The organism is Paenibacillus sp. FSL R7-0163, assembly GCF_037969975.1.
GTDB lineage: Bacteria > Bacillota > Bacilli > Paenibacillales > Paenibacillaceae > Paenibacillus_AQ > Paenibacillus_AQ odorifer.
This window is the reverse complement of the sequence record NZ_CP150224.1, coordinates 3,553,552-3,577,207: the sequence shown is the minus strand read 5'-3', so window position 1 is coordinate 3,577,207 and position 23,656 is coordinate 3,553,552. Positions and strand designations below refer to the sequence as shown.

At 43.0% G+C, this 23,656-nt stretch carries 31 protein-coding genes; 27 read left to right on the top strand and 4 right to left on the bottom strand.

Going from position 1 to position 23,656, the window contains the following annotated elements; translation table 11 throughout:
- The first annotated feature begins 16 nt into the window (after positions 1-16).
- From NST45_RS16045 to NST45_RS16010, 8 genes are all read left to right on the top strand, one after another.
- Entirely contained in the window at positions 17-775 is a 759-nt protein-coding gene (locus tag NST45_RS16045) for a DeoR/GlpR family DNA-binding transcription regulator (RefSeq protein WP_076142013.1), read from the top strand.
- A gap of 26 nt (positions 776-801) precedes the next feature.
- Entirely contained in the window at positions 802-1,530 is a 729-nt protein-coding gene (locus tag NST45_RS16040) for a (Fe-S)-binding protein (RefSeq protein WP_036689769.1), read from the top strand.
- Positions 1,527-3,080 (top strand): LutB/LldF family L-lactate oxidation iron-sulfur protein, encoded by a 1,554-nt coding sequence (locus tag NST45_RS16035; protein WP_076214442.1) that lies wholly within the window; start codon positions 1,527-1,529, stop codon positions 3,078-3,080. Before NST45_RS16040 ends, NST45_RS16035 begins: the two co-directional genes overlap by 4 nt.
- The gene (locus NST45_RS16030; RefSeq protein ID WP_076142011.1) at positions 3,073-3,801 is read left to right on the top strand and encodes a lactate utilization protein; all 729 of its coding nucleotides are present in this window, start codon (positions 3,073-3,075) and stop codon (positions 3,799-3,801) included. The genes NST45_RS16035 and NST45_RS16030 overlap by 8 nt, the downstream gene beginning before the upstream one ends.
- Positions 3,802-3,827: 26 nt before the next feature.
- Positions 3,828-5,318, top strand: a complete 1,491-nt coding sequence (gene rhaB, locus NST45_RS16025) for a rhamnulokinase (RefSeq protein WP_249267759.1) — start codon at positions 3,828-3,830, stop codon at positions 5,316-5,318.
- 75 nt (positions 5,319-5,393) lie between these two features.
- Entirely contained in the window at positions 5,394-6,668 is a 1,275-nt protein-coding gene (gene rhaA, locus NST45_RS16020; protein ID WP_076142010.1) for an L-rhamnose isomerase, read from the top strand.
- A 159-nt stretch (positions 6,669-6,827) separates the two neighbouring features.
- Positions 6,828-7,466, top strand: coding sequence for a Vat family streptogramin A O-acetyltransferase (locus tag NST45_RS16015; protein ID WP_036689774.1), 639 nt, complete (start codon positions 6,828-6,830; stop codon positions 7,464-7,466).
- A gap of 110 nt (positions 7,467-7,576) precedes the next feature.
- Positions 7,577-7,954, top strand: a complete 378-nt coding sequence (locus tag NST45_RS16010) for a YkvA family protein (protein WP_080742463.1) — start codon at positions 7,577-7,579, stop codon at positions 7,952-7,954.
- A 16-nt stretch (positions 7,955-7,970) separates the two neighbouring features.
- Here NST45_RS16010 and NST45_RS16005 read toward each other — a convergent pair whose 3' ends face one another.
- Entirely contained in the window at positions 7,971-8,363 is a 393-nt protein-coding gene (locus tag NST45_RS16005; RefSeq protein ID WP_036689775.1) for a helix-turn-helix domain-containing protein, read from the bottom strand.
- A gap of 150 nt (positions 8,364-8,513) precedes the next feature.
- Here NST45_RS16005 and NST45_RS16000 point away from each other — a divergent pair, with 150 nt between their 5' ends.
- From NST45_RS16000 to NST45_RS15940, 13 genes are all read left to right on the top strand, one after another.
- On the top strand, positions 8,514-9,188 hold the full coding sequence (locus NST45_RS16000) for an NAD(P)H-dependent oxidoreductase (protein WP_036689777.1): 675 nt from the start codon (positions 8,514-8,516) through the stop codon (positions 9,186-9,188).
- Between the two features lie 187 nt (positions 9,189-9,375).
- Positions 9,376-9,786, top strand: a complete 411-nt coding sequence (locus tag NST45_RS15995; protein ID WP_036689778.1) for a CidA/LrgA family holin-like protein — start codon at positions 9,376-9,378, stop codon at positions 9,784-9,786.
- Positions 9,786-10,472, top strand: coding sequence for an LrgB family protein (locus tag NST45_RS15990; protein ID WP_076142009.1), 687 nt, complete (start codon positions 9,786-9,788; stop codon positions 10,470-10,472). The genes NST45_RS15995 and NST45_RS15990 overlap by 1 nt, the downstream gene beginning before the upstream one ends.
- 94 nt (positions 10,473-10,566) lie before the next feature.
- Complete coding sequence (locus tag NST45_RS15985; protein WP_036689781.1) at positions 10,567-10,746, top strand: hypothetical protein; 180 nt, start codon at positions 10,567-10,569, stop codon at positions 10,744-10,746.
- A 166-nt stretch (positions 10,747-10,912) separates the two neighbouring features.
- Positions 10,913-11,092, top strand: coding sequence for a hypothetical protein (locus NST45_RS15980; RefSeq protein WP_038570027.1), 180 nt, complete (start codon positions 10,913-10,915; stop codon positions 11,090-11,092).
- Positions 11,093-11,256: 164 nt separating this feature from the next.
- Complete coding sequence (locus NST45_RS15975) at positions 11,257-11,823, top strand: putative ABC transporter permease (RefSeq protein ID WP_036689784.1); 567 nt, start codon at positions 11,257-11,259, stop codon at positions 11,821-11,823.
- A 146-nt stretch (positions 11,824-11,969) separates the two neighbouring features.
- Positions 11,970-12,446 (top strand): DUF523 domain-containing protein, encoded by a 477-nt coding sequence (locus NST45_RS15970; RefSeq protein WP_036689786.1) that lies wholly within the window; start codon positions 11,970-11,972, stop codon positions 12,444-12,446.
- Between the two features lie 49 nt (positions 12,447-12,495).
- Positions 12,496-12,642, top strand: coding sequence for a hypothetical protein (locus NST45_RS15965; RefSeq protein ID WP_155288116.1), 147 nt, complete (start codon positions 12,496-12,498; stop codon positions 12,640-12,642).
- Positions 12,643-12,811: 169 nt separating this feature from the next.
- Positions 12,812-13,261 carry a DUF4362 domain-containing protein gene (locus NST45_RS15960; protein WP_076214438.1) on the top strand — a complete coding sequence of 150 codons (450 nt, stop codon included), beginning with the start codon at positions 12,812-12,814 and terminating at the stop codon, positions 13,259-13,261.
- A gap of 30 nt (positions 13,262-13,291) precedes the next feature.
- The gene (locus tag NST45_RS15955; protein WP_076142030.1) at positions 13,292-13,765 is read left to right on the top strand and encodes an NUDIX domain-containing protein; all 474 of its coding nucleotides are present in this window, start codon (positions 13,292-13,294) and stop codon (positions 13,763-13,765) included.
- Between the two features lie 16 nt (positions 13,766-13,781).
- On the top strand, positions 13,782-14,369 hold the full coding sequence (locus NST45_RS15950; RefSeq protein ID WP_076142007.1) for a histidine phosphatase family protein: 588 nt from the start codon (positions 13,782-13,784) through the stop codon (positions 14,367-14,369).
- Between the two features lie 273 nt (positions 14,370-14,642).
- Positions 14,643-15,038 (top strand): DUF2809 domain-containing protein, encoded by a 396-nt coding sequence (locus NST45_RS15945; RefSeq protein WP_036689831.1) that lies wholly within the window; start codon positions 14,643-14,645, stop codon positions 15,036-15,038.
- Positions 15,039-15,062: 24 nt separating this feature from the next.
- Positions 15,063-15,854, top strand: a complete 792-nt coding sequence (locus tag NST45_RS15940) for a lipid II flippase Amj family protein (RefSeq protein WP_036689792.1) — start codon at positions 15,063-15,065, stop codon at positions 15,852-15,854.
- A gap of 17 nt (positions 15,855-15,871) precedes the next feature.
- Here NST45_RS15940 and NST45_RS15935 read toward each other — a convergent pair whose 3' ends face one another.
- On the bottom strand, positions 15,872-16,681 hold the full coding sequence (locus NST45_RS15935) for a hypothetical protein (protein WP_141118583.1): 810 nt from the start codon (positions 16,679-16,681) through the stop codon (positions 15,872-15,874).
- A 204-nt stretch (positions 16,682-16,885) separates the two neighbouring features.
- Here NST45_RS15935 and NST45_RS15930 point away from each other — a divergent pair, with 204 nt between their 5' ends.
- Together NST45_RS15930 and NST45_RS15925 are read left to right on the top strand one after the other, a co-directional pair.
- The gene (locus NST45_RS15930; RefSeq protein WP_038570030.1) at positions 16,886-17,746 is read left to right on the top strand and encodes an SDR family oxidoreductase; all 861 of its coding nucleotides are present in this window, start codon (positions 16,886-16,888) and stop codon (positions 17,744-17,746) included.
- Positions 17,747-18,112: 366 nt separating this feature from the next.
- The gene (locus tag NST45_RS15925) at positions 18,113-18,514 is read left to right on the top strand and encodes a DUF4265 domain-containing protein (protein WP_036689795.1); all 402 of its coding nucleotides are present in this window, start codon (positions 18,113-18,115) and stop codon (positions 18,512-18,514) included.
- A gap of 84 nt (positions 18,515-18,598) precedes the next feature.
- On the opposite strand, the gene NST45_RS15920 is transcribed toward NST45_RS15925, so the two are convergent.
- Positions 18,599-19,576: an alpha/beta hydrolase gene (locus NST45_RS15920; RefSeq protein WP_076142006.1), complete on the bottom strand. Its 978-nt coding sequence runs from the start codon at positions 19,574-19,576 to the stop codon at positions 18,599-18,601.
- Positions 19,577-19,731: 155 nt separating this feature from the next.
- Here NST45_RS15920 and lepB point away from each other — a divergent pair, with 155 nt between their 5' ends.
- From lepB to NST45_RS15905, 3 genes are all read left to right on the top strand, one after another.
- Positions 19,732-20,229: a signal peptidase I gene (gene lepB, locus NST45_RS15915; RefSeq protein WP_076142005.1), complete on the top strand. Its 498-nt coding sequence runs from the start codon at positions 19,732-19,734 to the stop codon at positions 20,227-20,229.
- Positions 20,230-20,413: 184 nt separating this feature from the next.
- Positions 20,414-21,451 (top strand): HD domain-containing phosphohydrolase, encoded by a 1,038-nt coding sequence (locus tag NST45_RS15910; protein ID WP_036689800.1) that lies wholly within the window; start codon positions 20,414-20,416, stop codon positions 21,449-21,451.
- A gap of 264 nt (positions 21,452-21,715) precedes the next feature.
- Positions 21,716-22,576: an alpha/beta hydrolase gene (locus NST45_RS15905; RefSeq protein WP_076142004.1), complete on the top strand. Its 861-nt coding sequence runs from the start codon at positions 21,716-21,718 to the stop codon at positions 22,574-22,576.
- Positions 22,577-22,659: 83 nt separating this feature from the next.
- Here NST45_RS15905 and NST45_RS15900 read toward each other — a convergent pair whose 3' ends face one another.
- Positions 22,660-22,977, bottom strand: a complete 318-nt coding sequence (locus tag NST45_RS15900) for a MazG-like family protein (protein ID WP_076142003.1) — start codon at positions 22,975-22,977, stop codon at positions 22,660-22,662.
- Between the two features lie 97 nt (positions 22,978-23,074).
- On the opposite strand from NST45_RS15900, the gene NST45_RS15895 reads away from it, so the two are divergent.
- Complete coding sequence (locus tag NST45_RS15895) at positions 23,075-23,653, top strand: TIGR00730 family Rossman fold protein (protein ID WP_076142002.1); 579 nt, start codon at positions 23,075-23,077, stop codon at positions 23,651-23,653.
- Positions 23,654-23,656 lie beyond the last annotated feature (3 nt).

Genomic DNA, 23,656 nt, shown 5'->3' with positions numbered 1-23,656 from the left:
ATAACGGAGGAAAATCATGCTGATTGCAGACAGATATGAACGAATCGTAGAACTAGTGAATGAACGCGGCAGCATCCGTGTCTCAGAATTGAGTACATTATGCCAAGTGACGGAAGAAACCATTCGCCGCGATCTGGATCGATTGGAAAAAGCGGGGCGGTTGCTGCGTTCGCATGGCGGAGCAGTTAGCCTGCGTGACCGGCAACCGGAGACCCCTTATGCCGAACGAGAAATCATGAATGCAGCGGAGAAACAGCGGATTGCCCGTGAGGCGGTAATGATGATTAAGCCGGGCGATCGAATTCTGCTGGATGCCAGTACAACGGCTTGGTATATGGCTTCGCATTTGCCGGATATGCCGCTTACTGTGTTGACCAATTCTACTAGAGTGGCAGCAGAGTTAAGCGGGAAGGAGCGGATCGAGGTCTTTTCTACAGGCGGACAGCTGAGCCGCAGATCAATGTCCTATGTTGGTCATTTAGCAGAACGTTCGCTTGAATTGTATCACGTGGATAAGATGTTTTTTTCCTGCAAAGGATTTCATCTCGAACGTGGCGCTAGTGAATCAAATGAGCTGCAAGCTATGGTGAAACGAAAGATGATTTCTATAGCGGAGCAAGTGATCTTATTATGTGATTCCAGTAAATTTGGAATACAAGCGTTCACACATTTTGCGGCTCCTAGTGATGTGGATGTCCTAATAACGGATTACAACCCTGTTGGAGAACAAATGAAGCAGTTGCAGAAGCTGAACATCGCAATAACGACGGTGTAGTAAATAGTTGTGCAGGAGGTGAAGGCATGAAGGTATCGATGTTTATAACTTGCGTCAGCGATGCCGTGTTCCCGAAGGTCGGGGAAGCCATGGCTCGTCTGCTAGCCAGGTATGGCGTACAGCTGGAGTTCCCGGAGGTGCAGACTTGCTGCGGACAGCCTGCGTACAACAGTGGATATTGGAATGAAGCGCGGCAAGCTGCACTTACGATTCTACAGGCTTTTGATGACAGTGATTTTGTCATTGCACCTTCCGGATCCTGTACGGGGATGCTTCATCATTACCCTAAGCTGTTTCAGGATGATCCGGTTAATCTGGTCAAGGCGCAGAATTTGCAACGCAAATCCTATGAATTTAGCCAGTTTATGGTGCAGGTACTTGGCGTAACTGATCTAGGAGCAGTCTTTCCGCATAAGGTTACCTATCATCCTTCCTGTCATGGCACAAGGATTCTAGGGATTCGCGACGAACCTATGCAGCTTATGCAAAATGTGAAGGCGATGGAGCTGGTGCCACTGCCTTTTGCTGAGGACTGCTGTGGGTTTGGTGGAACCTTTGCCGTGAAAATGTCTGATATCTCCGGGGCAATGGTCACTGAGAAATCAGATCATGTGCTGGAGACGGAAGCAGAAATCCTAACGGGTCTGGATATGGGTTGTCTGATGAATATTGCCGGGAATCTGCGTTACCGCCGCGAACCCGTTCGAGTTATGCATTTAGCAGAACTGCTGTATGAGGGGGTGACTGATAAATGAGCCAAGCCACCACCAATCCTACGGCGGGTTCAGAGAATGGAAAGCCAGCTACGGTAAAAGAACGTGCAGACTTGGCGCTGAATAATGACTTTTTACGCAAGGCTGTTCGTTTTACCACGGAGAGACTGCGTGATGGAAAACAGAAAGCGGCTAACGATCATGGCCACTGGGAAGAGTGGCGTGAACGTGGGCGGCAAATCCGTCTACACACGATCGCCCATCTTGATTACTATCTGAACCTTTTTGCAGACAAGGCAAGAGTAAACGGCACACATATTCATTTTGCAGCAACGGGTGAAGAGGCTGTGAAGATTGCCCTTGAAATCGCGAAGCGAAAACAGGCAGCTTCTGTGGTCAAATCCAAATCAATGGTTACAGAGGAGCTGCATTTAAATAAGGCGCTGGAATCCATTGGTGTGGAGACCATAGAGACGGATCTGGGGGAGTATATTATCCAGCTTGCCGGGGAAACCCCGTCACATATCATTATTCCGGCGATTCATAAGAACCGCTACCAGATTGCCGAGCTGTTGTCCAAAGAGGCAGGAGAGGAGCTTTTGCCCGAAACTACTATCCTTGCTGGATTTGTAAGGCGTAAGCTGAGAGAGAAGTTCCTTGATGCGGATATCGGAATGACTGGCTGTAACTTTGCTATTGCAGAGACGGGTTCGATGGTGCTGTTCGAGAATGAAGGTAACGCTCGTATGGTCACCACTTTACCGAAAACGCAAATTACCCTGATGGGGATGGAGCGGATTATTCCTTCGTGGAGTGATCTTGAAGTGATGGCTACATTATTGCCTCGTTCGGCAACAGGGCAGAAGTTAACGGTATATATGTCGGGTATTTCTGGTCCCCGCAGGGATAATGACGGTGATGGGCCGGAAGAGCAGCATATTATTATTCTTGATAATGGTCGATCTGAGCAGCTAGGCGATCCTGAGTTTCAGGAGCTGCTGAACTGCATCCGCTGTGGAGCTTGTCTGAATGCTTGTCCTGTCTACCGTCATATTGGCGGTCATGCATATGGAGGAACGTATAGCGGACCTATAGGAGCGGTGTTGACCCCGGCGCTGAATAAAAATGTAGATCAATGGGATGACATCGCCTCAGCCTCTAGCCTGTGCGGAGCATGTTATGAAGCCTGTCCGGTCAAAATCCCTCTGCATGATATGCTCATCTATTTACGGCGGCGGAAGGTAGAACGTGGTTATGGGGATAAGGCAGAAGGTCTCGGCATGAAGGGTTTTGGGGCGATTATGGCGAAGTCACAGCGATTTAGTAATGTGATGAAGGTAGGTAGAATCGGGCAAAAGCTGCTAGTGCGACACGGAGGAATTCCGTCGAAACTGGGGCCGCTGAAAGGTTGGAACAATTATCGGATCGCCCCGAAGCTGGCAGATCAATCCTTCCGTGAGAGCTGGAAGGGGCTGCAACAGGAGCTAGACAAGAACAGTCGCGAAATGGACCCGGCGATACAGAAGCGAATGGAAGATTTACTAGCGAAGCGGAAGCCGGAAGAGCTGGAAGGAGGGGCCGGGCATGACTGAAGAGACGCACAGTAACTGGTTGGAACGTATGGAGCAGGATTCACGTGAAAAGCAGCAGGCATTCATGAATGATATCGCACGCCGCCTGAAGCGGCCGAGAATTACTGAAGCTCCTGCACATCCTTTTCGCGGCGCACCGCAGTATTGGCAGCAATTCCAGTGGAGTCCGGAGGAAAGGATTGAACAATTTACGGCGAATTTTCAAAGCGCAGGTGGTCATGTATTTCGTATGGAGGATATGGATGAAGCCAAAGCTTTCATCGTCAGCAAAGTCAATGAGATGCTCGCACGGTATATTCTCCGGCAAAATGTCACCGAGCTAGCAGCACTTCGACTAGAGGAGGAACTCACAGATACACGGGTGTCTGTCTGGAATACAGATGATCAGGAGGCATGGAAAGCTAGGGCGGCCGAGGCTGATATTGGAATTGTGATTGCGGATTATGCAGTTGCCTATACAGGCTCCATTACTGTGCTGTCCTCTGAGAATAAAGGCCGTTCAGTCAGCTTATTACCTACCGCATTAATTGCCATCGTTCCATTGGAGCGGCTGAAGACTCGTCTCGGTGAGGTGCTTATTGATTTTGATGAAGCTGGGCCATCGGGGCTGCCGGCGGGCATTCACTTTATCTCCGGACCTAGCCGTTCAGCGGATATTGAGAATGATCTGACGATAGGCGTGCATGGTCCAGGAATCGTATTCGCTTTGCTAGTAGGCTGATAGGAGATAAGGAGTGTTGTATAGAGATGAATACACAAGCTCATAATCAAATTCAGAATCATATTGCTGTTGATATCGGAGCCTCTAGTGGGAGAGTGGTCTGCGGAACCTTGCAGCAGCCGGGAGGAACCCTGTCTATAGAAGAAATTCATCGCTTCAGTAATGGATTCGCTGAACAAAATGGTAATCTATATTGGGATATAGATTATTTAGTTGCTGAAATCGTCAAGGGCTTACAGCAGGCCAAGGCTAGAGGGATCGCGCGCTGCACCGTGGGCATCGATACTTGGGGTGTCGATTATGTACTTCTCGATCAGGAGGGAGCGCGGATCCATGAGGTTTTTTCTTATCGTGACTCCCGAACGGATGGAGCGATAGAGAGGCTGCATCGCAATATCTCAATTGAAAGCGTTTACGAAAAGGTGGGGATACAATATCTCCCGATTAATACATTGTATCAGCTGTTTGTGCATGATCAGGCGGAGCTGGAAGCAGCACATTCCATCCTGCTGGTCCCTGATTATCTTTATTATCGGCTTACGGGTCGCAAGATTAGTGAAGTGACGATAGGTTCCACCTCTGGGATGCTGAATCTTCACACTCGTGATTACGATGAGGATCTTCTGTCGGTGCTTGGTCTTTCAAAAGAGCAATTCCCTCCCTTAACAGAACCTGGGGAACCCGTTGGGAGGTTGACGGAGGACTTGGCGGCTCGCGGTGATCTTCCAGATTGCGAGTTCATAGCAGTAGCCTCTCATGATACAGCATCAGCTGTATTAGGGGTTCCGGCAAACAGCGAGAACTGGGGATTTCTCAGTAGTGGTACTTGGTCACTCATCGGGGTGGAACGGGGTTCAGCCATCACAAGTCCAGAGGCAATGTTACGCAACTATACGAATGAATGGGGAGCCTACGGCTCATTCCGGTTTCTTAAGAATATTATGGGCATGTGGTTGATTCAAAAGGTTCGTGAGGAGTACGGCGGACAATACAGCTTCGGCGAGCTGGTAGAGCTGGCAGCACAAGAAATCCCTTTTAGATCAATCATTTATTGCAATGATGAACGCTTCATGAATCCACAGAGCATGATTGACGAGATCCGCAGCTATTGTGTGGAAGCAGGACAGTTGGTTCCTCAAACGCCTGGGGAAATGGCTCGATGTGTATTTGATAGTCTTGCTTTATCTTATTATTTCTACATTCAGGATCTCCAGCAATTGACGGGGGACAACTTAGAGAGATTGCATATCGTTGGCGGAGGTGCAAATAACGGTCTGTTGTGCCAGATTACGGCTGATCTGCTGGAGATGGAAATTCACGCCGGACCAACGGAATCTACGGCTTTAGGCAATCTGGTGGTGCAGATGATCAGCACGGGTGCTGTAACTGATCTTCAAGAGGCGAGAGAAATTATAAGTCGTTCATTCCAAGTTACATCTTATATACCGAAGGGAATGGACCCCACTACCAAAAAGGCGGCTTTGGCACAGTTCGCCCGGTTGCAGGCCGTTAATTAGTAGCTAAGTTAAGAGGCACGCGAGCCAAAGAGAGGCAAAAGTGCCTCACCTAAAACACAATCAGGAGGCTCAATCATGGAGCAGAGTAAAGAGAGCTTACAGAGCATTCAGAACAGCTACAATGAAGCGAAAAAGCTTTACGCACAGCATGGGATCGACGTAGATAAGGTGTTGCAGCAGCTAGCGGAAATTAAGATTTCTTTGCATTGTTGGCAAGGTGATGATGTGAAGGGATTTTTGAATAAGGAAAAAGAACTGAGCGGCGGGATCGCAGTCACTGGAAGTTACCCGGGGAGGGCCGGGAATCCGGAGGAGCTGCGCCGTGATTTGGAACAGGCCCTTGCACTCATCCCAGGCCAACATAAAATAAATTTACATGCTATTTATGCGGATACAGAAGAGACTGTAGATCTCGATGCTTTAGAGCCTAAGCATTTTGAGCGATGGGTGAGCTGGGCCAAAGAGCGGGGACTCGGATTGGATTTCAATCCTACCTGTTTTTCTCATGAAAAAGCAAACGATGGCTTCACACTGAGCCACCCAGATCCTGAAATCCGCAACTTCTGGATCGCTCATTGCAAGGCCTCACGTCGAATCGCCGAGTCCTTTGGCCAGGCATTAGGTCAGCCTTGTGTGACTAATTTTTGGGTTCCAGATGGTTATAAAGATACGCCGATCGACCGTTTGTCACCAAGGGTACGGCTTCAGCAGTCACTCGATGAAATCTTCAGCGAGGAAATCGATCAGCAATATAACATTGATGCTGTAGAAAGTAAGCTGTTTGGTATTGGTTCGGAAAGTTACGTGGTTGGCTCACATGAATTCTATATGGGTTATGCGCTAAGCCGGGGCAAGGCGGTGTGCTTCGATGCTGGGCATTTCCATCCAACCGAGACGATTTCGAATAAGCTGTCTTCCTGGCTGCTGTTTGGGGATCAATTGCTGCTGCATGTTAGCCGTCCAGTACGCTGGGATAGTGATCATGTGGTAACTATGGACGATGAGCTGCTCGAGATTGCCCGTGAACTGGTTCGTGGCCAGTTTCTGGACAGAACGCATATTGGATTAGATTTTTTTGACGGAAGCATCAATCATGTTGCTGCTTGGGTGATCGGAACACGAAATACATTAAAAGCTTTGCTTCGTGCCATGCTGGAGCCAATCGAGCAATTGAAGCAAATTGAGCTGGATGGAGATTACACTTCAAGACTTGCCTTGGTCGAGGAATTTAAATCGTATCCGTTTGGAGCCATTTGGGATTATTATTGTGCGAAGAATGGCGTACCGGTCCGGGCAAGCTGGCTAAATGAAGTAAAACAGTATGAGGCAGAGGTTTTATCGAAAAGATAGAGGTAGAAGTAGAAGCAGAACGAGCTTTGACAATATAAGTAGATAATAGATAGGCGGTTACCAGCAGGTGGCCGCTTTTTTTGTTTATAAATCGTACATTATTTGAATTCAGCTCTGATCTCTGCTATGTTTTATCCAAAAGAGAGCGAGGCGTAAACTATGAAACAATATGGACCGAACCCGAATACGCTCTATCCCAATGAACAAATTAAAAGTATCTGCTATATAAAAAATGCGATTACAAGAGACAATATCATTGTTGGCGATTATACCTATTATGATGATATAAACGGTGCAGAGAAGTTTGAGGAACGTGTGACTCATCATTATGATTTTATTGGCGACAAGCTTATTATTGGAAAATTCTGCGCGATTGCCAAAGGCATTGAATTTGTCATGAATGGTGCCAACCACCGGATGAATTCGGTTTCGACCTATCCGTTTAATATTATGGCACATGGCTGGGAACAGGCGGTCCCGGATTTAAAAGATCTGCCGCTAAAAGGCGATACAGTCATCGGAAACGATGTTTGGATTGGACAAAATGTTACGGTTATGCCAGGTGTGCGTATTGGAAATGGAGCAGTTATCGCAGCCAATTCTACAGTTGTAAAGGATATTCCGGCGTATAGTGTAGCTGGAGGAAATCCCTGCAAAGTGATTAGACAACGTTTTGATGATGAAATGATCGAATATCTTGAAGCGCTGAAGTGGTGGGATTGGGATGCAGAGCGAATCTTTAATAATCTTGAAGTGTTATGCAGCAGCGATTTAACGAAAATCAAAGCAATCGATTAATCGTAAGTAGGTTCAGGATACGGACTTTAGTTTATCTTAAAGATATAAACCTCAATTGAGGGAATACTTTAGGTATGTACGTCATATGAACCTTTCGGAGGGAACCGGCAATGAAGAAAGATAAGGTCAAGAATAGCATGGAGCTCACTGCAGAGGAATTTCCATATAGCAAAGAAAATGAGGAAATGGTAACGCAAAATTTTTGGACGAAAACTAAAAAGTTTGCAGGCAAAATTCCATTTACTAAAGATGCTATCGCGATGTATTATTGTGCCGTCGACGCTAAGACACCTTTATGGGCGAAAGGAATTGCTTTCGGTGCATTGGCTTATTTTATTTCTCCTATAGATGCTATACCCGATGCGATTCTAGGCCTTGGATTTACAGATGATGCAGCGATTATCGCAGCAGGCATTAAAGCGATATCCGGTCAGGTAACCAACGAACATAAGGAAAAGGCGGAAGCGTTTTTTAATGGGGAAAAATAAAAGGTGCAGCATTAAGCTACACCGTTATATCTGTACTTTCAGGACAGCTTTCTGCGGAAAGCTGTTTTGTTTTGTACACCTCGCCCCAATCTTTCATGAGTTTAATAATAGGAATCAGTGTCTTGCCGAATTCAGTTAAAGAGTATTCGACTTTTGGGGGAACCTGATGGTAGACCTCACGGTGTACAACCCCATCCTCTTCCAACTCTCTTAGTTGCAGGGTCAGCATACGTTGGGTAATTCCCGGGCAGATCCGGCGGAATTCGTTAAAACGTTTCGTGCCATCAATCAAGTGATAGATGAGAATTCCTTTCCATTTGCCTCCTATAACGTCCAGTGTGAATTCTACAGGGCAAGCTTCTTTATTGCTTTCCGGGAAATTTCCGAAGCCACCTTTTCGGTCACGCATAGCTGTTCAACTCCCATGGTATCATTTTGTATACTACATAACATTATTGTGCGTACTTTTAAAGAAGTGATATATATACTAATATTAAGCATGTGATCGGCAAACAGTCAAATGCCCGTCGATTCTAATCAAGTAAAGGGAGTGTTACTCATGGATACTTTATCGTTAAACAAGAATGAAATCCTGTCTGCATATCAGTTCAGACATGCAACTAAAGAATTCGATAGCCATAAAAAAATTAGTGAATCGGACTTTCAATTTATATTGGAAACTGGACGATTGTCACCAAGTTCATTCGGATTCGAGCCTTGGCGTTTTGTGGTAGTGCAAAGTCCGGAAGTACGTGAGAAATTACGTCCTAATGCCTGGGGAGCACAAAAGCAATTGGCAACCGCAAGCCATTTTGTGCTTATTCTCTCACGTCTTCCTAAAGATATGGCTGCTGACTCCGATTATATTAAAGGGATCATGGAGAATGTGCAGGAGTTGCCTCCGCAAGTAATGGAAGGAAAACGTAAAGTTTTTGATAAGTTCTTGAAGGTTGATTTCGGACTGATGGCGAATGAGCGGGCGATGTTCGAATGGAGCTGCCGGCAGACTTATCTGGCACTTGGGAATATGCTGACATCAGCTGCGTTAATTGGGATCGACTCCTGCCCAATAGAAGGTTTCGATAAAGCAAAGGTTGAGCAGATATTGGCAGAAGAAGGTATTATGGACGCTGAGCATTTTGGAATCTCTTGTATGGCAGCTTTCGGATATCGCCTGAATGAACCACGTGGTAAGACGCGTCAAGGTGCAGAGCAAGTAATTCAGTGGGTTTAACGAAATTGAATTTTAATCTTTGAGCCTGTAAAGTCTCTGTATTCTGGGGATTTTGCAGGTTTTTTTGCGATATTTCTTATAAGATTCAAAAAGTAATTGAAAGTTTCATGAAAACTCTGATACCCTTATGAAGGTGACTCAATATTAGCGCTATCGCTTTAACTTAATAATGAAGGGATCCTGCATCATGAAAATCATTCGCATTATTATCCAAGTGTTCCTGCTATATTTGTTCTACTTGGCTGGGGACTATCTGCAAAAGCAACTGCATCTCCCCGTGTCCGGGAGTATCGTAGGATTACTGTTACTTTTTGTTCTATTGCTATTCAGGGTCGTGCCTGTGAAGTGGATTGAAGAGGGTGCAACAACGATATTAGCTTATCTTCCGTTATTTTTTATTCCAGCGACAGCTGGGATCGTGAATCATATGGATATCTTTAGTGGTAGAGGTTTACTATTAATCCTAATCCTTATCGTTAGCAGTGTTCTCACGATTGCCGCAGCTGCACATTCTAGCCAATGGCTTACTAGTGTAAACAACAAGCTGAAAGCGGGTTGGAGCGGCAAGAGACTAAGCGAAAAGGGGAAGGAAATATAATGTTTTTTATCGCAACAGGTATTGTACTGCTTAACTTAGCTATTTATTTGATGATGTCAGTAGTATATAGACGATTTCGTATTCCTGTACTTATTCCCGCGCTTACAGCAACAGTGATTGTTGTAACTTTACTGCTATATTTTCATATTCCGTATGATACATATATGATAGGCGGCCAATGGATTAATCAGCTGCTCGGTCCTGCTGTAGTCTCGTTAGCCTACCCATTATATAAACAACGTAATGTGTTGATTGAGAATCTCCCGGCGATTCTGGGCGGAGCGATTGTGGGACTGCTTATAGGGATGTTTAGTGGACTGCTTTTGGCGGCAGGTCTAGGATTCTCTAAATTATATGTTTTATCTTTATTACCTAAATCGATCACTACACCTGTAGCGATACAGATCTCGAACAGCTTAGGTGGGGACTCTTCTTTAACTTCCGTATTTGTTATGATTGCTGGATTTACTGGTGCGATTGGCGGACCTTTTATCATCAAGCTGTTTAGAATTCGTAGTGAGGTTGGAATCGGAATTGGTCTCGGAACCGCTTCTCATGCTCTAGGAACAGCAAAGGCCTTGGAATATGGTGAACAATCCGTTTCGATGAGCTCGGTTGCGATGACTGTATGCGCGATAGTTGGTTCTTGTATCGGCCCACTTGTAGCGTGGATGATGTACCCTTAAATTATTCTTTTAATTGGACTATGTTTGCAAAACACTCCATCGGGTAACTATAACTAAGGAACAAAAAAAGCAAAGCACCTGAGGAGGATTTCACATGTCCGATCACACACAAGATGAAGCGGAAATCCGCAACAAGGAAAATAAAGAAGGCGATTCATTAGCTGAAATTAAGAAGATGGAGAACGGTGTAGACATCGAGCCAGAGGCAGATGAGTGGGTAGCCAAACCTGCTGAATCCTCACACCCAGATCCGCTTCCCGATAATTTGGAGTAAATGATTCGGAAGACAGGCTGTCCTTTAGGGGACAGTCTGTTTTTGTTGATGATTGTAGTAAGTATTGTATAATAAATAAAAGTACAACCTCATCAGAGTGTTTTCTCCAAGTTCGTCTTAGCTTTTCGCAAATTTCACAGATCTTTGCCAATGGGGAGGAAATGGAATGCGTAGTCGAAATGAGAACAGCCGTTACCGGCAAAAACGTGGTGAGGCTCTCGCAGGAAACTTTGAGAAAAAGTACGGTTCAAACTTTGGCGTACGCAGTGAGCTTAAGATGGATGCACTGAAGAAACAAAACGACGATCAGTTGCTGACGACACCTCATGAAGAAGAGCATAAATAATTAGAAAGTAACGAGTGGGAGACTTTTACTCCTGAAATTCTGGAATGAAGGCATAACCTTTTGGGTTATGTCTTTTTTGTGCGCATATTTCCTGAACGATCAAGACATAATAGGGCCGGATGGGCGACTAAGAAAATAATGACAACGAGAGGCGGGATTAGGTCATGATTATTCCTATATTTTCGTTAAGTGGAGATATAGCAGTTACTGTGGTGGGCCAATACTTTTTTTATTTTATGGTCTATTCCTTTTTAGGCTGGGTATTGGAAGGGACCTATAATCTATACAGTAATGGAAGCTTTCGCAAAGAAGGATTTCTAAAAGGTCCATTTAAGCCGATGTATGGCTTTGCTCCACTATTGCTATTGATTGCTAGAGATTTGACGCTGCCACTTCCGCTTTTCCTATTTCTTGCGCTAATCATTCCTTCTGCTGTTGAATTTATAAGCGGTTGGCTGTTAAAAACGGTATTCCATAAGCAATGGTGGGATTACTCAGGAATGTCTTATCAACTGCAAGGGCATATTTGCCTGCGTTTTTCTCTATATTGGTGGGGGCTTTCAGTAGCTAGTGTGTATGTAATTCAGCCGCTTATGGAGCTTTTATATTCGGGTGTTCAGCCTATTTGGAAATTCGTGCTTCCGATCGTGGGGTTCTACTTTATGGCGGATTTATTATGGACCTGCTGGAGCCGATATCGGATGGAGAAAACCCCTCAATATCAGAAATAATGGTTTCCTATATGTATACAATGAGTCTTCTTTTGTGTATCAAGCACAAACATTTCGTGGACAGGCATTTCGATATTGCATATCCGTTTCTAGTCATAAATAATATAGCAATATATTAAATACTAGACGGACTGGTGGCGATAACGATGACAGGGAAGATTCTAGTGAGCGCATGTCTGTTAGGGCATAAAGTACGTTATGATAATGGCGATGTTCCGTGTCTCGATGCCCGATTCCTAAAGTGGTATGAGGAAGGGCGTTTTGTCCATATTTGTCCAGAGGTAGTGGGCGGTTTGCCAACCCCTCGTCCTGACGCACAGCGGCAAGGAGATCGGGTAGTGACGGGGGCAGGCACGGATGTTACCGAGCCATTTATGAAGGGGGCTCAAGCCACACTAAAGCTGGCTAGGGAGCATCAGGTTGCATTAGCTATTTTAAAACAAGACAGTCCTTCATGCGGAAGCCTGTATATTTATGATGGAACCTTTAAAGATACGAAAGCACCGGGAGAGGGCACCACTACGGAGCTGTTGAGGAAAAATGGGTTTAAAGTATTTGGCGAAGATCAGCTGGACGAAGTCGAGCAGGAACTCGCACGTATGGACGGGCAGGTTATTCTTTAAGTAATAAATAGGCTGCAGGATACATAGTGTGTATAAGGGGAACGAAGCAGTGTCCTTGGGAGAGGAAATGCCGTCCGATGAGCCATCCTTCATTTGGGATAGGAGGCGGACGCAGATGAGTATTGATCAGCTCATTGCTTTGCTCGTTCTTGTCATTATGATCGTACAGCTTGCTGGCACAAAAGGTAAACACTAAGTCTCACCTCATTGTAACTGCTTCCGGAGCTCAGGATTTTTTGAGTTCGGAAGCTTTTTTTTGTCCCTGGCTATGCATATTGTGAAATCTAAAGGATTCCTTCATAGTGATGTCTAATATACATATAGTGGGTTTTTGGGAAGTCCAAGGAAAGAAATTAGGGGGAACTATGAAATTTAGAACATGGATAATCATTGTTCAGTTGTTTATGATTGCTGTGCTTGTAGGCGTTTTGGCGGCCGATCTAGGTAAGCCAGGCTCAGATGAGTCTAAACATGATGATATTTTAATACATTTTGATCAAAAAGATTTAAACAGGATAAAAGAAACGGTTCAAAGGTTTAGTGAAGGTAAAGGGGATAACCTGATGTTGATTGAGCCAACCACGGATAGTGGACAGTTAATTCATGATTTCTATTCTAATGGTAAAGAGCTTCATTGGGTAAAGGATGATACAAGAGATGCATGGAGTAATAGTCCTGGGAAGATCGAATATGTATGCAAGGCGATTGAACTAATAGAGACAGGTGAGCGGTTTAATGTCGAGTTATCCCAATGTAATGTTCAGCCAGACGGTGAGAAAATAAATGTGATCAGCTTTTTAAAAGAAAGATTATAAACCCATTTACGGAGAGGATGGATGAACAATATGCCGATGTCTGAGTACTATCAAGGAATTCGAGGGAAAGTGGGCTCAGAATTATTAATGATGCCTTCCGTAGCTGCAGTAATAAGAAATAAAGAGGATGAGATTCTATTCATCCGCAAGCCAGGAGAATCTTTGTGGGGATTGCCTGCGGGAGCGATTGAGCCAGGGGAGCGTCCTGGAAGAACCTTACGCAGAGAGGTATATGAAGAGACAGGGTTGATGGTTCATCCTACGTCTATTTTAGGTGTTTTTGGTGGAGCGAAATATAGATACGAATATAGTAATGGCGATCAGATAGAATATACGGTTATTGTATTTGAGTGCTCTATCATCAGAGGAACGCTTAGAGCTATAGATGGGGAGATCGAAGAATTTAAATTTTTCAAAGAGAACGAGCTGCCAGAGATTGCAATTCTATATCCTAGAGAGATTTTTATAAAAGACCGAGAGAAGACTGCAACGATATTTGAGTGACTGAGAGGAGTGCCTCATGAAGACCTACATTTATATGGTTAGACATGCAGTGTCACCTTTTGTATTAGGGAATGAGCGGGAACGGGGATTATCCAAAAAAGGGCACGCAGACGCTTATAGAATCAAAGAGCTTTTGGCGGAGGAGAAAATTACACATTTTGTCTCCAGTCCATATAGACGAGCCGTAGAGACGATCAAGTATTTGGCAGAAGCTTCGAACCAAGAGATTGAACTGTATGAAGAACTCAGAGAACGAGCAATCGGAAGTGTCGAGATTGAAATTAATGAAGATGACTTTCTGCAGGGCATTCGGACATCATTTAGCGACAAGCATTATAAAATGCCGGATGGAGAGAGTACTCAGGAAGCACAAGAGCGTGCAATTCCTGTTATCAAGCAATTAATTAAACAGCATAAAGGCGGCAAAATCGCTTTAGGTACGCACGGGAATATCATGACCATTATCCTGAATTACTTCGATAAGAAGTATGGATATGAGTTCTTTGAACAGACGTCCAAGCCGGATATTTATAAGCTGGAATTTGAAGAATTGGAGCTTACCCATGTGGAGCGGCTGTGGGACTCCGAAGTGCTGAACAGATGAAATATTTTATAAAGCTGAATGCACTAAGCGTACTTTATGCCTTTATGTTGTTTATTGTAATAGAGCTGCCATTGAATATATATCGAATCAGCAGAATTTCAGGCTTGGTGGTTCCCAATCACAGAACCTGCAGATAAACCTGCACCGGTAACAGGACTGATCATAATAGGAGCCATGATTATTTATCCGTTTTATATCGCAATGATTAGTATTATCGCAAGCATCACTTTTAAGTCAGACGCTGGATAGAGGTTGGAAATGAGGATCAATGATTTGAAAGAAAGACTTTTTTATACTTGTATCTGCCTCGTTGTTATTGTATTGGGGTTAAGCTCTAGAGTATTCACGAATCAGCTGCCTTTGTTTGTATCTAGACATTTCGGAGATGCGCTTTGGGGCAGTATGGTTTATTTTATGTTTCGGGTCCTACTGGTAAATCAAAAGCTAAGGCTCGCCTTTGTATGGAGTTTGGTGTTTAGCTTCGGCATAGAATTTAGCCAGCTGTATCAAGCGGAGTGGATCAACAGCATCCGATCTACAGTATTGGGTGGTCTAATTCTCGGAAAAGGATTCCTATGGATCGACCTCGTTAGATATTTGGTTGGCATTACCCTTTGTTATGGATTGGATCAATACTTTCACCAAAAGGTGCACCGAAATGATAAATAGTGTTTATTGGAGAGGAACCTTTAAATGGTAAATAGTTTGATTGTGGTATGCTTGCTTACGATGATTATTCACACGGCAGAAACCTTATCGTATTCGGTACGATATGCCGGAGTGAAGCTGAACAAGATAGCCATTGCGTTATCTCTCACAGGCATTATTGTTCTCGTCTCAAGAACTGCAAATATGATCCAAGCTCCACTGACGGCTAAATTCGTAGATTATGCCAAAATACATTCTGATTTTCCGCTTCTAAATTACTTGAGAATTATATTATTGGCTTCTTCCTTAGGGACATTAATTGCCATTGCTGTTTTTCCTACCTTTGTCGGCTTGTTTGGGAGAATCATCTCTAAGCTTGAAATTGAGGGTTCTATCCCAAAACTGCTTACCAGTGTAACGATCGGGCAACTAAAGAACACAAGAAAATACATAAGAAAACCAAAAGTGAATCTATATAACTTCAGATACCTGGGGATTCCTAAACGATTTATTGTGATGAATGTTTTTGTTACAGCCTTTTACACCGTAGGTGTCATATCATCTTTGTATGCTGCTCATCTAATGCCTCAATATAGCACGACTGCTTCTCAAGCTTCCGGACTGATTAACGGTATGGCGACTATTCTGCTGACCATATTTATCGACCCACAGCTTGGTCTTATTACCCATAAGGCTACTGAAAATGTAGAATACCGTGATCAGCTAGGAAAAATATATGTGGTATTGATGGGTTCTCGATTTGTAGGCACTATATTTGCTCAGCTCCTGATTGTGCCCGCAGCCCAGCTAATTAGTATGTTAGTGAAGCTGATTTGAGCCAGTGGGGCTAATCATTAGCGAAGTTTAGATTCTGCTGCTCTTAGAGCTAGCGAGATCTTCTGCTCCCAGCTGTAAATATTCTGCTGCATGGAATGAATTCGTTTCATTTGCTCATAGGATGATTTCAATTCTGTAGCGGCTCTAACTGCATCACCTTGCTTAACAGCTGCTTTATATTGTTTGTCAGCATCCGCGCGTACTTTCTGCGTGACAGTGAGATTCTTACTTTCGGCAGTTATTTGTTTCTTTAAAGCAGTGATGGGTGCTAACGCATCTTTGACGGGTTTAAGCTTAGCAGAGGTTTGCTTGCGAGCGGCTGCCAAAGCGGTTGTCTTTGTCTTAATTTCGGCTCGGGCCAGGGTTACAGCAGCCTTTAGTTTATTACGCTTCAGTTCCAGCAATGTGACTTTTTTCAAGTCTTTAGCTTTCTTGGCTGCGGTAGACTGTTTACCGAGTGTGCTGTATTGTTCCAGAAGGGGAGCGTGTTTCTTCTGAACTGAGGTTGCTTCTGAAGATAAGCGGCTTAACAGTGCTTGATCTGTTGACTGTATGACGGAACGAATAGATTTCAGAGCGTCATTATTCTGCTTGCGTAACTTCTGAATTTCTGAGTTATCTGTCTTGAGGGTGGCTTGAAGCGCGGTATAATTACCATGAAGACTGTTAATGTCATCCAGCGCGGCATCCCAGCCAGTAGCAGCAGACACAAGTGTAAGGTTACAGGTTAGGAAAGCTGCTACCAGCACTAATTGAGCCACCCATTTTAAATCCCTAATTCTGAAAATGTTCTTTCTACATCTGACGGTACCTTTTGGTTTAAACATTCATCTCAGCTCCTTAATGAATTAGTTAATATACGCAAAAAAGCACCTCCAAGATAGGCATTGACGCCTGTCTTGCGAGGTGCTTCTCCCGCACAGAAATATAAAAGATGCTCTTACTATAACTTGAAATTAATGGATAGTCAATGGACAATAGAACGTTTGTTTGCTTGTTTTTATAATTGTGAAATACAAAGGGGAGTAAATATGAGTTCACATCTAGAGTATGGGCACGATCGAGTGGCCCTGATTACCGGAACCTCCAGTGGATTTGGATTGCTGACAGCGCTCAAATTGGCTGGACAGGGGTTTAAGGTGATAGCAACCATGCGTGATTTAAGCCGTAAAGCCGAGCTGGTGCAGCAGGCAGAGCAGGCAGGAATTTTAAAGCAGCTTCATTTAATGACGATGGATGTCACCGACAGCGATTCTATAGAGACAGCAATATCTTCAGTACACGAAACATTTGGAAGAATTGATGTTCTAGTCAATAATGCAGGTTTTGCCATTGGCGGTTTCATAGAAGAAATATCTATGGAGGAATGGCGGCGGCAAATGGAGACGAACTTTTTTGGATTAGTGGCTGTGACAACAGCTGTGCTGCCCATTATGCGAGAACAGCAGAGCGGCACGATTATTAATGTGGGAAGTGTAAGCGGATTATCCGGATTTCCAGGTTATGCGCCTTATGCAGCTTCTAAATTTGCTGTTGAAGGTTTCAGCGAAAGCCTGCGTCATGAAATGTCCCCTTATGGAATACGGGTGGTATTAATTGAACCGGGCTCCTTCCGTACACCGATATGGGGAAAAGGCATGGAGCAAATTCGACGTAAGGAGGATTCTCCGTATAAAGAACGTCTTGACGCTGTGCTACGATATTCCAAACATACTGCTGAGACAGCGCCTGACCCTAGTCAAGTGGCTAATCTTATCGGTCGTATTACCGAAATGAAAGCACCACGGCTACGTTATCCTATCGGCAAAGGCACGCGAATCTTAATCTTAGGCAAAACGCTGCTTCCATGGAAATGGCTGGAGAGAATTATTGCGAAAGAATTGAGGGGATAGGATGGAGTCATCCATAAATTTAACAATCATTAAACTAATAGGTTATATGTCTAGTTTGATGACCGTTTTTTTATGGCTAATTTTTATATTCATCAATCCTTATGCTGAGATTACGAATCGCTCCACTCTTGTAATTAGTATAATTATGTTGTTATTACCGGCGGGGTTATTAGCAATAGGTGTCTTTTTAAACAGAAGTCGGCTAATGCTGCTTGCATTTATCTGGAGTTTTCCCTACAGTTTATATATGTTATTAACGCCCGGAATCTTTAGGTTGTTCGGGATTACGAGCCTAATGTATTTACTTTGTTTTGTGTTATTTAGAATGAACAAGATTAGATATTGAACAAGGATAGAGGTGTGCCGATGCTAGAATCGTCCGGAATCCATATCTGCTTCAACGCAGATGGCCGTGAAATAGAAATCCTCGATGTTACTCCATTTGGCAAAGATAAATTTCGAATTGAAGAGACACCGATTTTTAATCCGGCTGTTACAATGGGAGATATTATACAGGTGAAGGAAGAAAATGGAGTCTATTATTATCAAGAGACCGTCCAGAAATCTCCTTTCAAAAGATACGCTTGGCTGCTTAGTAAAGAGGCTGTTGATTCTACGGCCATTGCAGATTTTAAACATAGAATTATAGAGAATGAAGGCAAATGTGAGTTGATCTTTGGCGGTTTGTTCGTCATTCATATTCCTAAGAATACTTCGATTGATGTTGATGGGGAAATGAATCGAATTATTGAGCGGTTCGAGATTTGAATACTAAGAAAAAAATGCTGCGTCATGAAATGCAAGGAAACTTGCACACGATGACTGCAGCATGGAGAATAGAAGAAACGCTTTTTATTTTATTTCTTCCATAAATGTCTTGAAATTTTCAGTGATTTCTTTTGATTTGGTATGGTGCAGATAATGTCCTGCATCAAGTTTTACCAATTTTCCTTGTTTAGCATTTTTGACTTGCTCTTCATGCAATGATATCCAATCTTTTAAGAGAGTATCATCCCCTTGTACAAAGAGCAAAAGGGGATGATCCTTTGGAAAAGTTGAATTTAGAGCCCCTTTATAATTAGAAGACATATGTTCCACTTCATTTAAGTGAGTGTAATTATAAGTGTTTCTAAGTGTAAATAATCTCAATTGTTCTTTAGTTTCATCATCAAACGGCAATCCAACATAGGGGTTTCCACTTGTTTTAAATAACAATCTGCCCAAGCCTGATTTTCTAAGTAGTTTTAATTTTCCTGTTGGTATATTAACATTTGTTCTGTCTTCTGTTGCAATACTGTTATCAATCCCGACAAATGCACTCACTTCGTTTGGATATTTGTTCACATAATTCAAACTGTACATACCGGAAATAGAGTGTGCCATTAGAATATAACGGTCAATATTAAGCTGCTTTACAGCTTCATGAATTTCACTTACAATATTTTCCGTGGTTCGTTCTTTTTCAGTTCTATCACTTAATCCATAACCGAAAGGCTCAATCGCGACAACTTTGTAAAATGGAGATAGTTCATCTATCAGCAGTTTAAAATCAAGTCCCGGTGCCACCGTTCCATAACCAGGTAAGAGTACGACCGTCTCTTCGCCATTTCCTTGAATCAAAACATTCATATTTTTACCGTCGACGCTTACAGACTGACCATAGGGTTTTATTTTAGCTTGGTCCGATTTATTAAGGAAAATATTAGCGACAAAAACAGTCACTAGAAAAAGTACTATTGCAGTAGCTAAAGCCCCTAAGGAAATAAGTATAATTTTCAGCGGTTTATTCATCCTTTTTTTTATAACCTCTTCTTCTGGTTTCACTCGCATCTTCTCCTGTTCTAATCGCTTTATTCTAGCTACCTTAACGAGTCGCTAAAGGAAGCTTACCCGATGAAGATGAACTATACATGACGACAATATGAACTGAATATGAACCAGCTGAAAAAGTTTGACTCATTAAAATGAATGCGAGGTGAGCAATAATGTTGAAATTTATGAAGCAATGGTTGCCGAGTATTATGATCGCAGTGGTTATTTCTTTGTTTGTTAGAACCTATGTTGCTGAAGCCATGCGAGTTCCAACGGGCTCTATGATCCCAACGATTCAAATCAATGATCGCTTAATTGTTGAGAAAATGTTATGGATGACCACACTGGAGCATGGAGATATTGTTGTATTTACGCCACCTGTAGCTGGTGATGAGAATAAAAGATATGTAAAAAGGCTAATGGGGCTGCCTGGAGATACCTTGGAAATTAAAGATGGCGAACTTTACCGAAACGGAGCGATGGTTAACGAACCTTACCTCAATGAACAGATGGATTACACTTTTGGACCGGTTACGGTACCCGCCGATCATTATTTTTTTCTTGGAGATAACCGGAATATAAGCTATGATGCTCATCTGTGGGATACTCCATTTGTGTCGAAGGATAAGCTGATTGGGAAAGTGATCGCTGAATTTAGCAATCCCTTTTAGGTAGTGTGTAAGACGGATAAATGTAAGGCTTAATCTCTAAAAATAGATTTAGGGGTGCTGAAGTCGCGGGGGTCTTTTGAACTAACCGAGTGGTTTAATGAGACTTTAACCATATTGTTACTTTGGAAGAATTTAGCTATCCTTAAGGTAAAATATACCTACATATAGTAAGGGGTGCTGAATTTTGAAAGCTCATGTCACAGATCTCAAACATGGCGATTGTCTAATAGCAGATACATTCAATAGTGTTGGCCTACACGTGCTTCCGAAGGGGACAGTGGTCTACGGAGAAGAAATCACCATCCTGATGAGGCATCAGATTGATTATGTCGATATTGAACCACGCATGATGGCGCTGGATAATGAAGAAATGAATGTGGCACAAGGGATAGATGGTAATTTTGATCAAGCCATCCAAAACTATGAATCTATATTTCTGGAAGCACTCAGCAAGGGTAGCTTTACGCAGTCGGATGTTGATAATACGCTGCAGCCATTGCTGGAGAAATTGGATGAACAAAAGGATGTCGTTTCTTTATTATTGCTGCTTGAACGTGATGATATCAGTACATACAATCATTCATTGCAGGTCGGACTGTTATCCTTTTACATAGCGACTTGGTTAGGTCATACAAAAGCCGAAAGATTTGAGATTAGTAGAGCCGGTTATTTGCACGATATCGGAAAAAGCCAGATTGCTCCACATATCTTAAATAAGACGGATAACTTAACTCCTGAAGAATCAGAAGAACTAAAACGTCATACTACGTATGGATACGACATTATCCTTAAATCGATGAATGACGAAAAGACCGCACTAGTGGCGCTTCAGCATCATGAATTCGAGGATGGTACAGGTTATCCTAACAATCTCCGTAAACAGGACTTGCACCCGTATACGCAGATTGTTGCTGTCGCAAATACTTATGTAGGCATGACCTTAGGAAGAGCGAATCAACCGAAACAAGGCCTGATTAACGTTCTTCGCAAGGTACATGAACTTGGATTTGGCAAGCTGAATGGAAATGCGGTACAAGCTCTGATCGGACATTTATTGCCGAATTTTGTGGGTAAGAGCGTTCAGCTTAGCAATGGTGAGCAAGGTACGATTATTATGAATAATCCGTTGGATATTTTCAAACCTCTGGTAAAAATAAATGAGACTACGTTCAGAGACTTATCTAAAGAGCGTAATTTGACTGTTGAAGAAGTATTTATTTAACGAATATTTTTGTGGCGAAAAATAGTAAGGCTATCTCCTTGATCCGTAAAATCAGGGGATAGCTTTTTTGTGTTATAATCGGAATTGGGTTAAAAACCTTTCAATATGGAATAGGAGAGTGCTTATCGTGATTATCAAATTCATTCGTTTACGTTAATTTGAGGTGCAATTCAATGATGACATCATCCATTTTTTTGAAAATGTATTGAGTCTTATTTAACTGTGCATTCATTGATAAAATTCGAATGAAATGAGGAATGAACAATGAGCGATAAAATAGTAAAAGTAAACGGAATTGATATATGCTCGGAAAGTTTTGGAGATCCTAGCAATCCTGCGATATTGCTGATTATGGGTGCCACATGTTCTATGGTTTATTGGGATGAAGAGTTCTGTCAGCGATTAGCAGATACCGGACGTTACGTTATTCGTTATGATAACCGGGATGTCGGACGTTCCGTTGTTTATGAGCCTGGGAGTTCCAATTATACCGTGATAGATATGGCTAATGATGCCGCTGGGTTACTAGACGCCTATAATATTGAACAGGCAAATATCGTTGGGATGTCCTTAGGCGGAATGATTGCACAAGTCCTTGCTACACGTCATCCGCAAAAAGTTCTAACCTTAACCTTGATCGCATCAAGTTTTTTCGAATCTGATGATAATGATCGGAACTTGCCTCCTATGGATGAGCGGATCCTCGCATTCCATGCAGATGGAGCAACACTGGATTGGTCTAATGAGGAAGCGGTAGCCAATTATTTGGTTTCAGGTTCCGGCATACTCTGTGGTTCAAAACATAAATTCGATGAGAAAAGAGCGTATAAACAAGTAAGGATGGAAATAAAACGTGCCAACAACTTGCTTAGCATGTTTAATCATTCTCTCCTTACAGGGGATGACGACTACGAGGGCAAGGCAAAAAATATCATGGTTCCTACTTTGGTTATCCACGGCACAGAAGACACGGTGCTTCCTATAGAGCATGGCTTGGCACTTGCTGCGGAAATTCCTAATGCGTCGCTTCTAACCCTGGAAGGAACGGGCCACGAAGTCCATCCGGATGATTGGGAAACCATAATCAAAGCAATTTCGAATCATACATTAGGCGGTAAAGCTTAACAGGGCATAAAGAGTAAATTAATGAAGGGCTACAATTCGGTTGTGCCGATTGTAGTCCTATTTTTTTCAGGATTACTTCGTCCCTAGGAATTAAATCGCTTCACTAATTTGTCTTTATGTGCAGTAAAAGCCTCTTCTAAAGTGATGCCATATAAGTCGGCTAACAATGCGATATTTCCGAGAACATCCCCGATTTCCTCAATCAAGTCGGTTTTCAGTTGCTCTGGAGTACGAGTCGATTCATCCGGTCGATCTCTGCCGATTTCATAGGAGCGTACAGCTCGTGCTACTTCACCTGTCTCTTCCATTAAGAATCCCACTCTTATAAAAGGACCATAAGTAGTCCAGCCTCGTTCTCCATAAAAATGATTAATCCATTTCTGCACATCATTAATTTCCATATTATGTAGCACTCCTTAATCTTTCACATGATTTATACTCCAGCATATAGTATATTAGATAGCGGACATTATCAATATATAGTTTGGAGATGGGATTTTGAAATCAATATGTGTTTTCGCAGGATCGAATTTAGGGGGACATGAGGATTATAAAGCTAAAGCTGTTGAACTTGGTAACTACATGGCTATGAATAATTATCGTTTAATTTACGGTGGCTCAAAAATCGGATTAATGGGTGAAGTCGCTAATGCTGTTTTGAATGGTGGAGGCGAGGTAATCGGGGTAATGCCTAGAGGATTATTTAATGGGGAAATGGTACATAGAGAATTAACGGAGTTGATAGAAGTAGAAGATATGCATGGCCGTAAAGCAAAAATGGGAGAATTGGCAGATGGCTTCATTGCTTTACCTGGAGGGTTTGGAACGTATGAGGAGCTTTTTGAGGTTTTGTGCTGGTCACAAATTGGCATACACAAGAAGCCGGTAGGGGTTCTAAATATCAGGAATTATTTTGATCCTCTGCTGAATCTGATTCATAACAGTATCCAAGAAGGCTTCTCTAATTCTTCGCATCTCAGTCTGCTAAACGTATCCAACGAGCCGATGGAACTCTTAACTCTATTGAAGGAGTATGTTCCGCAAACGCTAGAGCAAAAGTGGAAACAGCTCAACTAGAAA

Coding starts and splice junctions, on each gene's coding strand:
- NST45_RS15990 (WP_076142009.1), top strand. CDS start 9,786: ATGTTTTTTATCGCAACAGGTATTGTACTGCTTAACTTAGCTATTTAT.
- NST45_RS15920 (WP_076142006.1), bottom strand. CDS start 19,576: ATGCGAGTGAAACCAGAAGAAGAGGTTATAAAAAAAAGGATGAATAAA.
- NST45_RS15905 (WP_076142004.1), top strand. CDS start 21,716: ATGAGCGATAAAATAGTAAAAGTAAACGGAATTGATATATGCTCGGAA.
- NST45_RS15975 (WP_036689784.1), top strand. CDS start 11,257: ATGATTATTCCTATATTTTCGTTAAGTGGAGATATAGCAGTTACTGTG.
- NST45_RS15900 (WP_076142003.1), bottom strand. CDS start 22,977: ATGGAAATTAATGATGTGCAGAAATGGATTAATCATTTTTATGGAGAA.
- NST45_RS15935 (WP_141118583.1), bottom strand. CDS start 16,681: ATGTTTAAACCAAAAGGTACCGTCAGATGTAGAAAGAACATTTTCAGA.
- NST45_RS15930 (WP_038570030.1), top strand. CDS start 16,886: ATGAGTTCACATCTAGAGTATGGGCACGATCGAGTGGCCCTGATTACC.
- NST45_RS15940 (WP_036689792.1), top strand. CDS start 15,063: ATGGTAAATAGTTTGATTGTGGTATGCTTGCTTACGATGATTATTCAC.
- NST45_RS15955 (WP_076142030.1), top strand. CDS start 13,292: ATGCCGATGTCTGAGTACTATCAAGGAATTCGAGGGAAAGTGGGCTCA.
- rhaA (WP_076142010.1), top strand. CDS start 5,394: ATGGAGCAGAGTAAAGAGAGCTTACAGAGCATTCAGAACAGCTACAAT.
- NST45_RS15985 (WP_036689781.1), top strand. CDS start 10,567: ATGTCCGATCACACACAAGATGAAGCGGAAATCCGCAACAAGGAAAAT.
- NST45_RS16005 (WP_036689775.1), bottom strand. CDS start 8,363: ATGCGTGACCGAAAAGGTGGCTTCGGAAATTTCCCGGAAAGCAATAAA.
- NST45_RS15950 (WP_076142007.1), top strand. CDS start 13,782: ATGAAGACCTACATTTATATGGTTAGACATGCAGTGTCACCTTTTGTA.
- NST45_RS16030 (WP_076142011.1), top strand. CDS start 3,073: ATGACTGAAGAGACGCACAGTAACTGGTTGGAACGTATGGAGCAGGAT.
- NST45_RS15980 (WP_038570027.1), top strand. CDS start 10,913: ATGCGTAGTCGAAATGAGAACAGCCGTTACCGGCAAAAACGTGGTGAG.
- NST45_RS15960 (WP_076214438.1), top strand. CDS start 12,812: ATGAAATTTAGAACATGGATAATCATTGTTCAGTTGTTTATGATTGCT.
- rhaB (WP_249267759.1), top strand. CDS start 3,828: ATGAATACACAAGCTCATAATCAAATTCAGAATCATATTGCTGTTGAT.
- NST45_RS16000 (WP_036689777.1), top strand. CDS start 8,514: ATGGATACTTTATCGTTAAACAAGAATGAAATCCTGTCTGCATATCAG.
- lepB (WP_076142005.1), top strand. CDS start 19,732: ATGTTGAAATTTATGAAGCAATGGTTGCCGAGTATTATGATCGCAGTG.
- NST45_RS15970 (WP_036689786.1), top strand. CDS start 11,970: ATGACAGGGAAGATTCTAGTGAGCGCATGTCTGTTAGGGCATAAAGTA.
- NST45_RS16035 (WP_076214442.1), top strand. CDS start 1,527: ATGAGCCAAGCCACCACCAATCCTACGGCGGGTTCAGAGAATGGAAAG.
- NST45_RS16045 (WP_076142013.1), top strand. CDS start 17: ATGCTGATTGCAGACAGATATGAACGAATCGTAGAACTAGTGAATGAA.
- NST45_RS16015 (WP_036689774.1), top strand. CDS start 6,828: ATGAAACAATATGGACCGAACCCGAATACGCTCTATCCCAATGAACAA.
- NST45_RS16010 (WP_080742463.1), top strand. CDS start 7,577: ATGAAGAAAGATAAGGTCAAGAATAGCATGGAGCTCACTGCAGAGGAA.
- NST45_RS15925 (WP_036689795.1), top strand. CDS start 18,113: ATGCTAGAATCGTCCGGAATCCATATCTGCTTCAACGCAGATGGCCGT.
- NST45_RS15995 (WP_036689778.1), top strand. CDS start 9,376: ATGAAAATCATTCGCATTATTATCCAAGTGTTCCTGCTATATTTGTTC.
- NST45_RS16040 (WP_036689769.1), top strand. CDS start 802: ATGAAGGTATCGATGTTTATAACTTGCGTCAGCGATGCCGTGTTCCCG.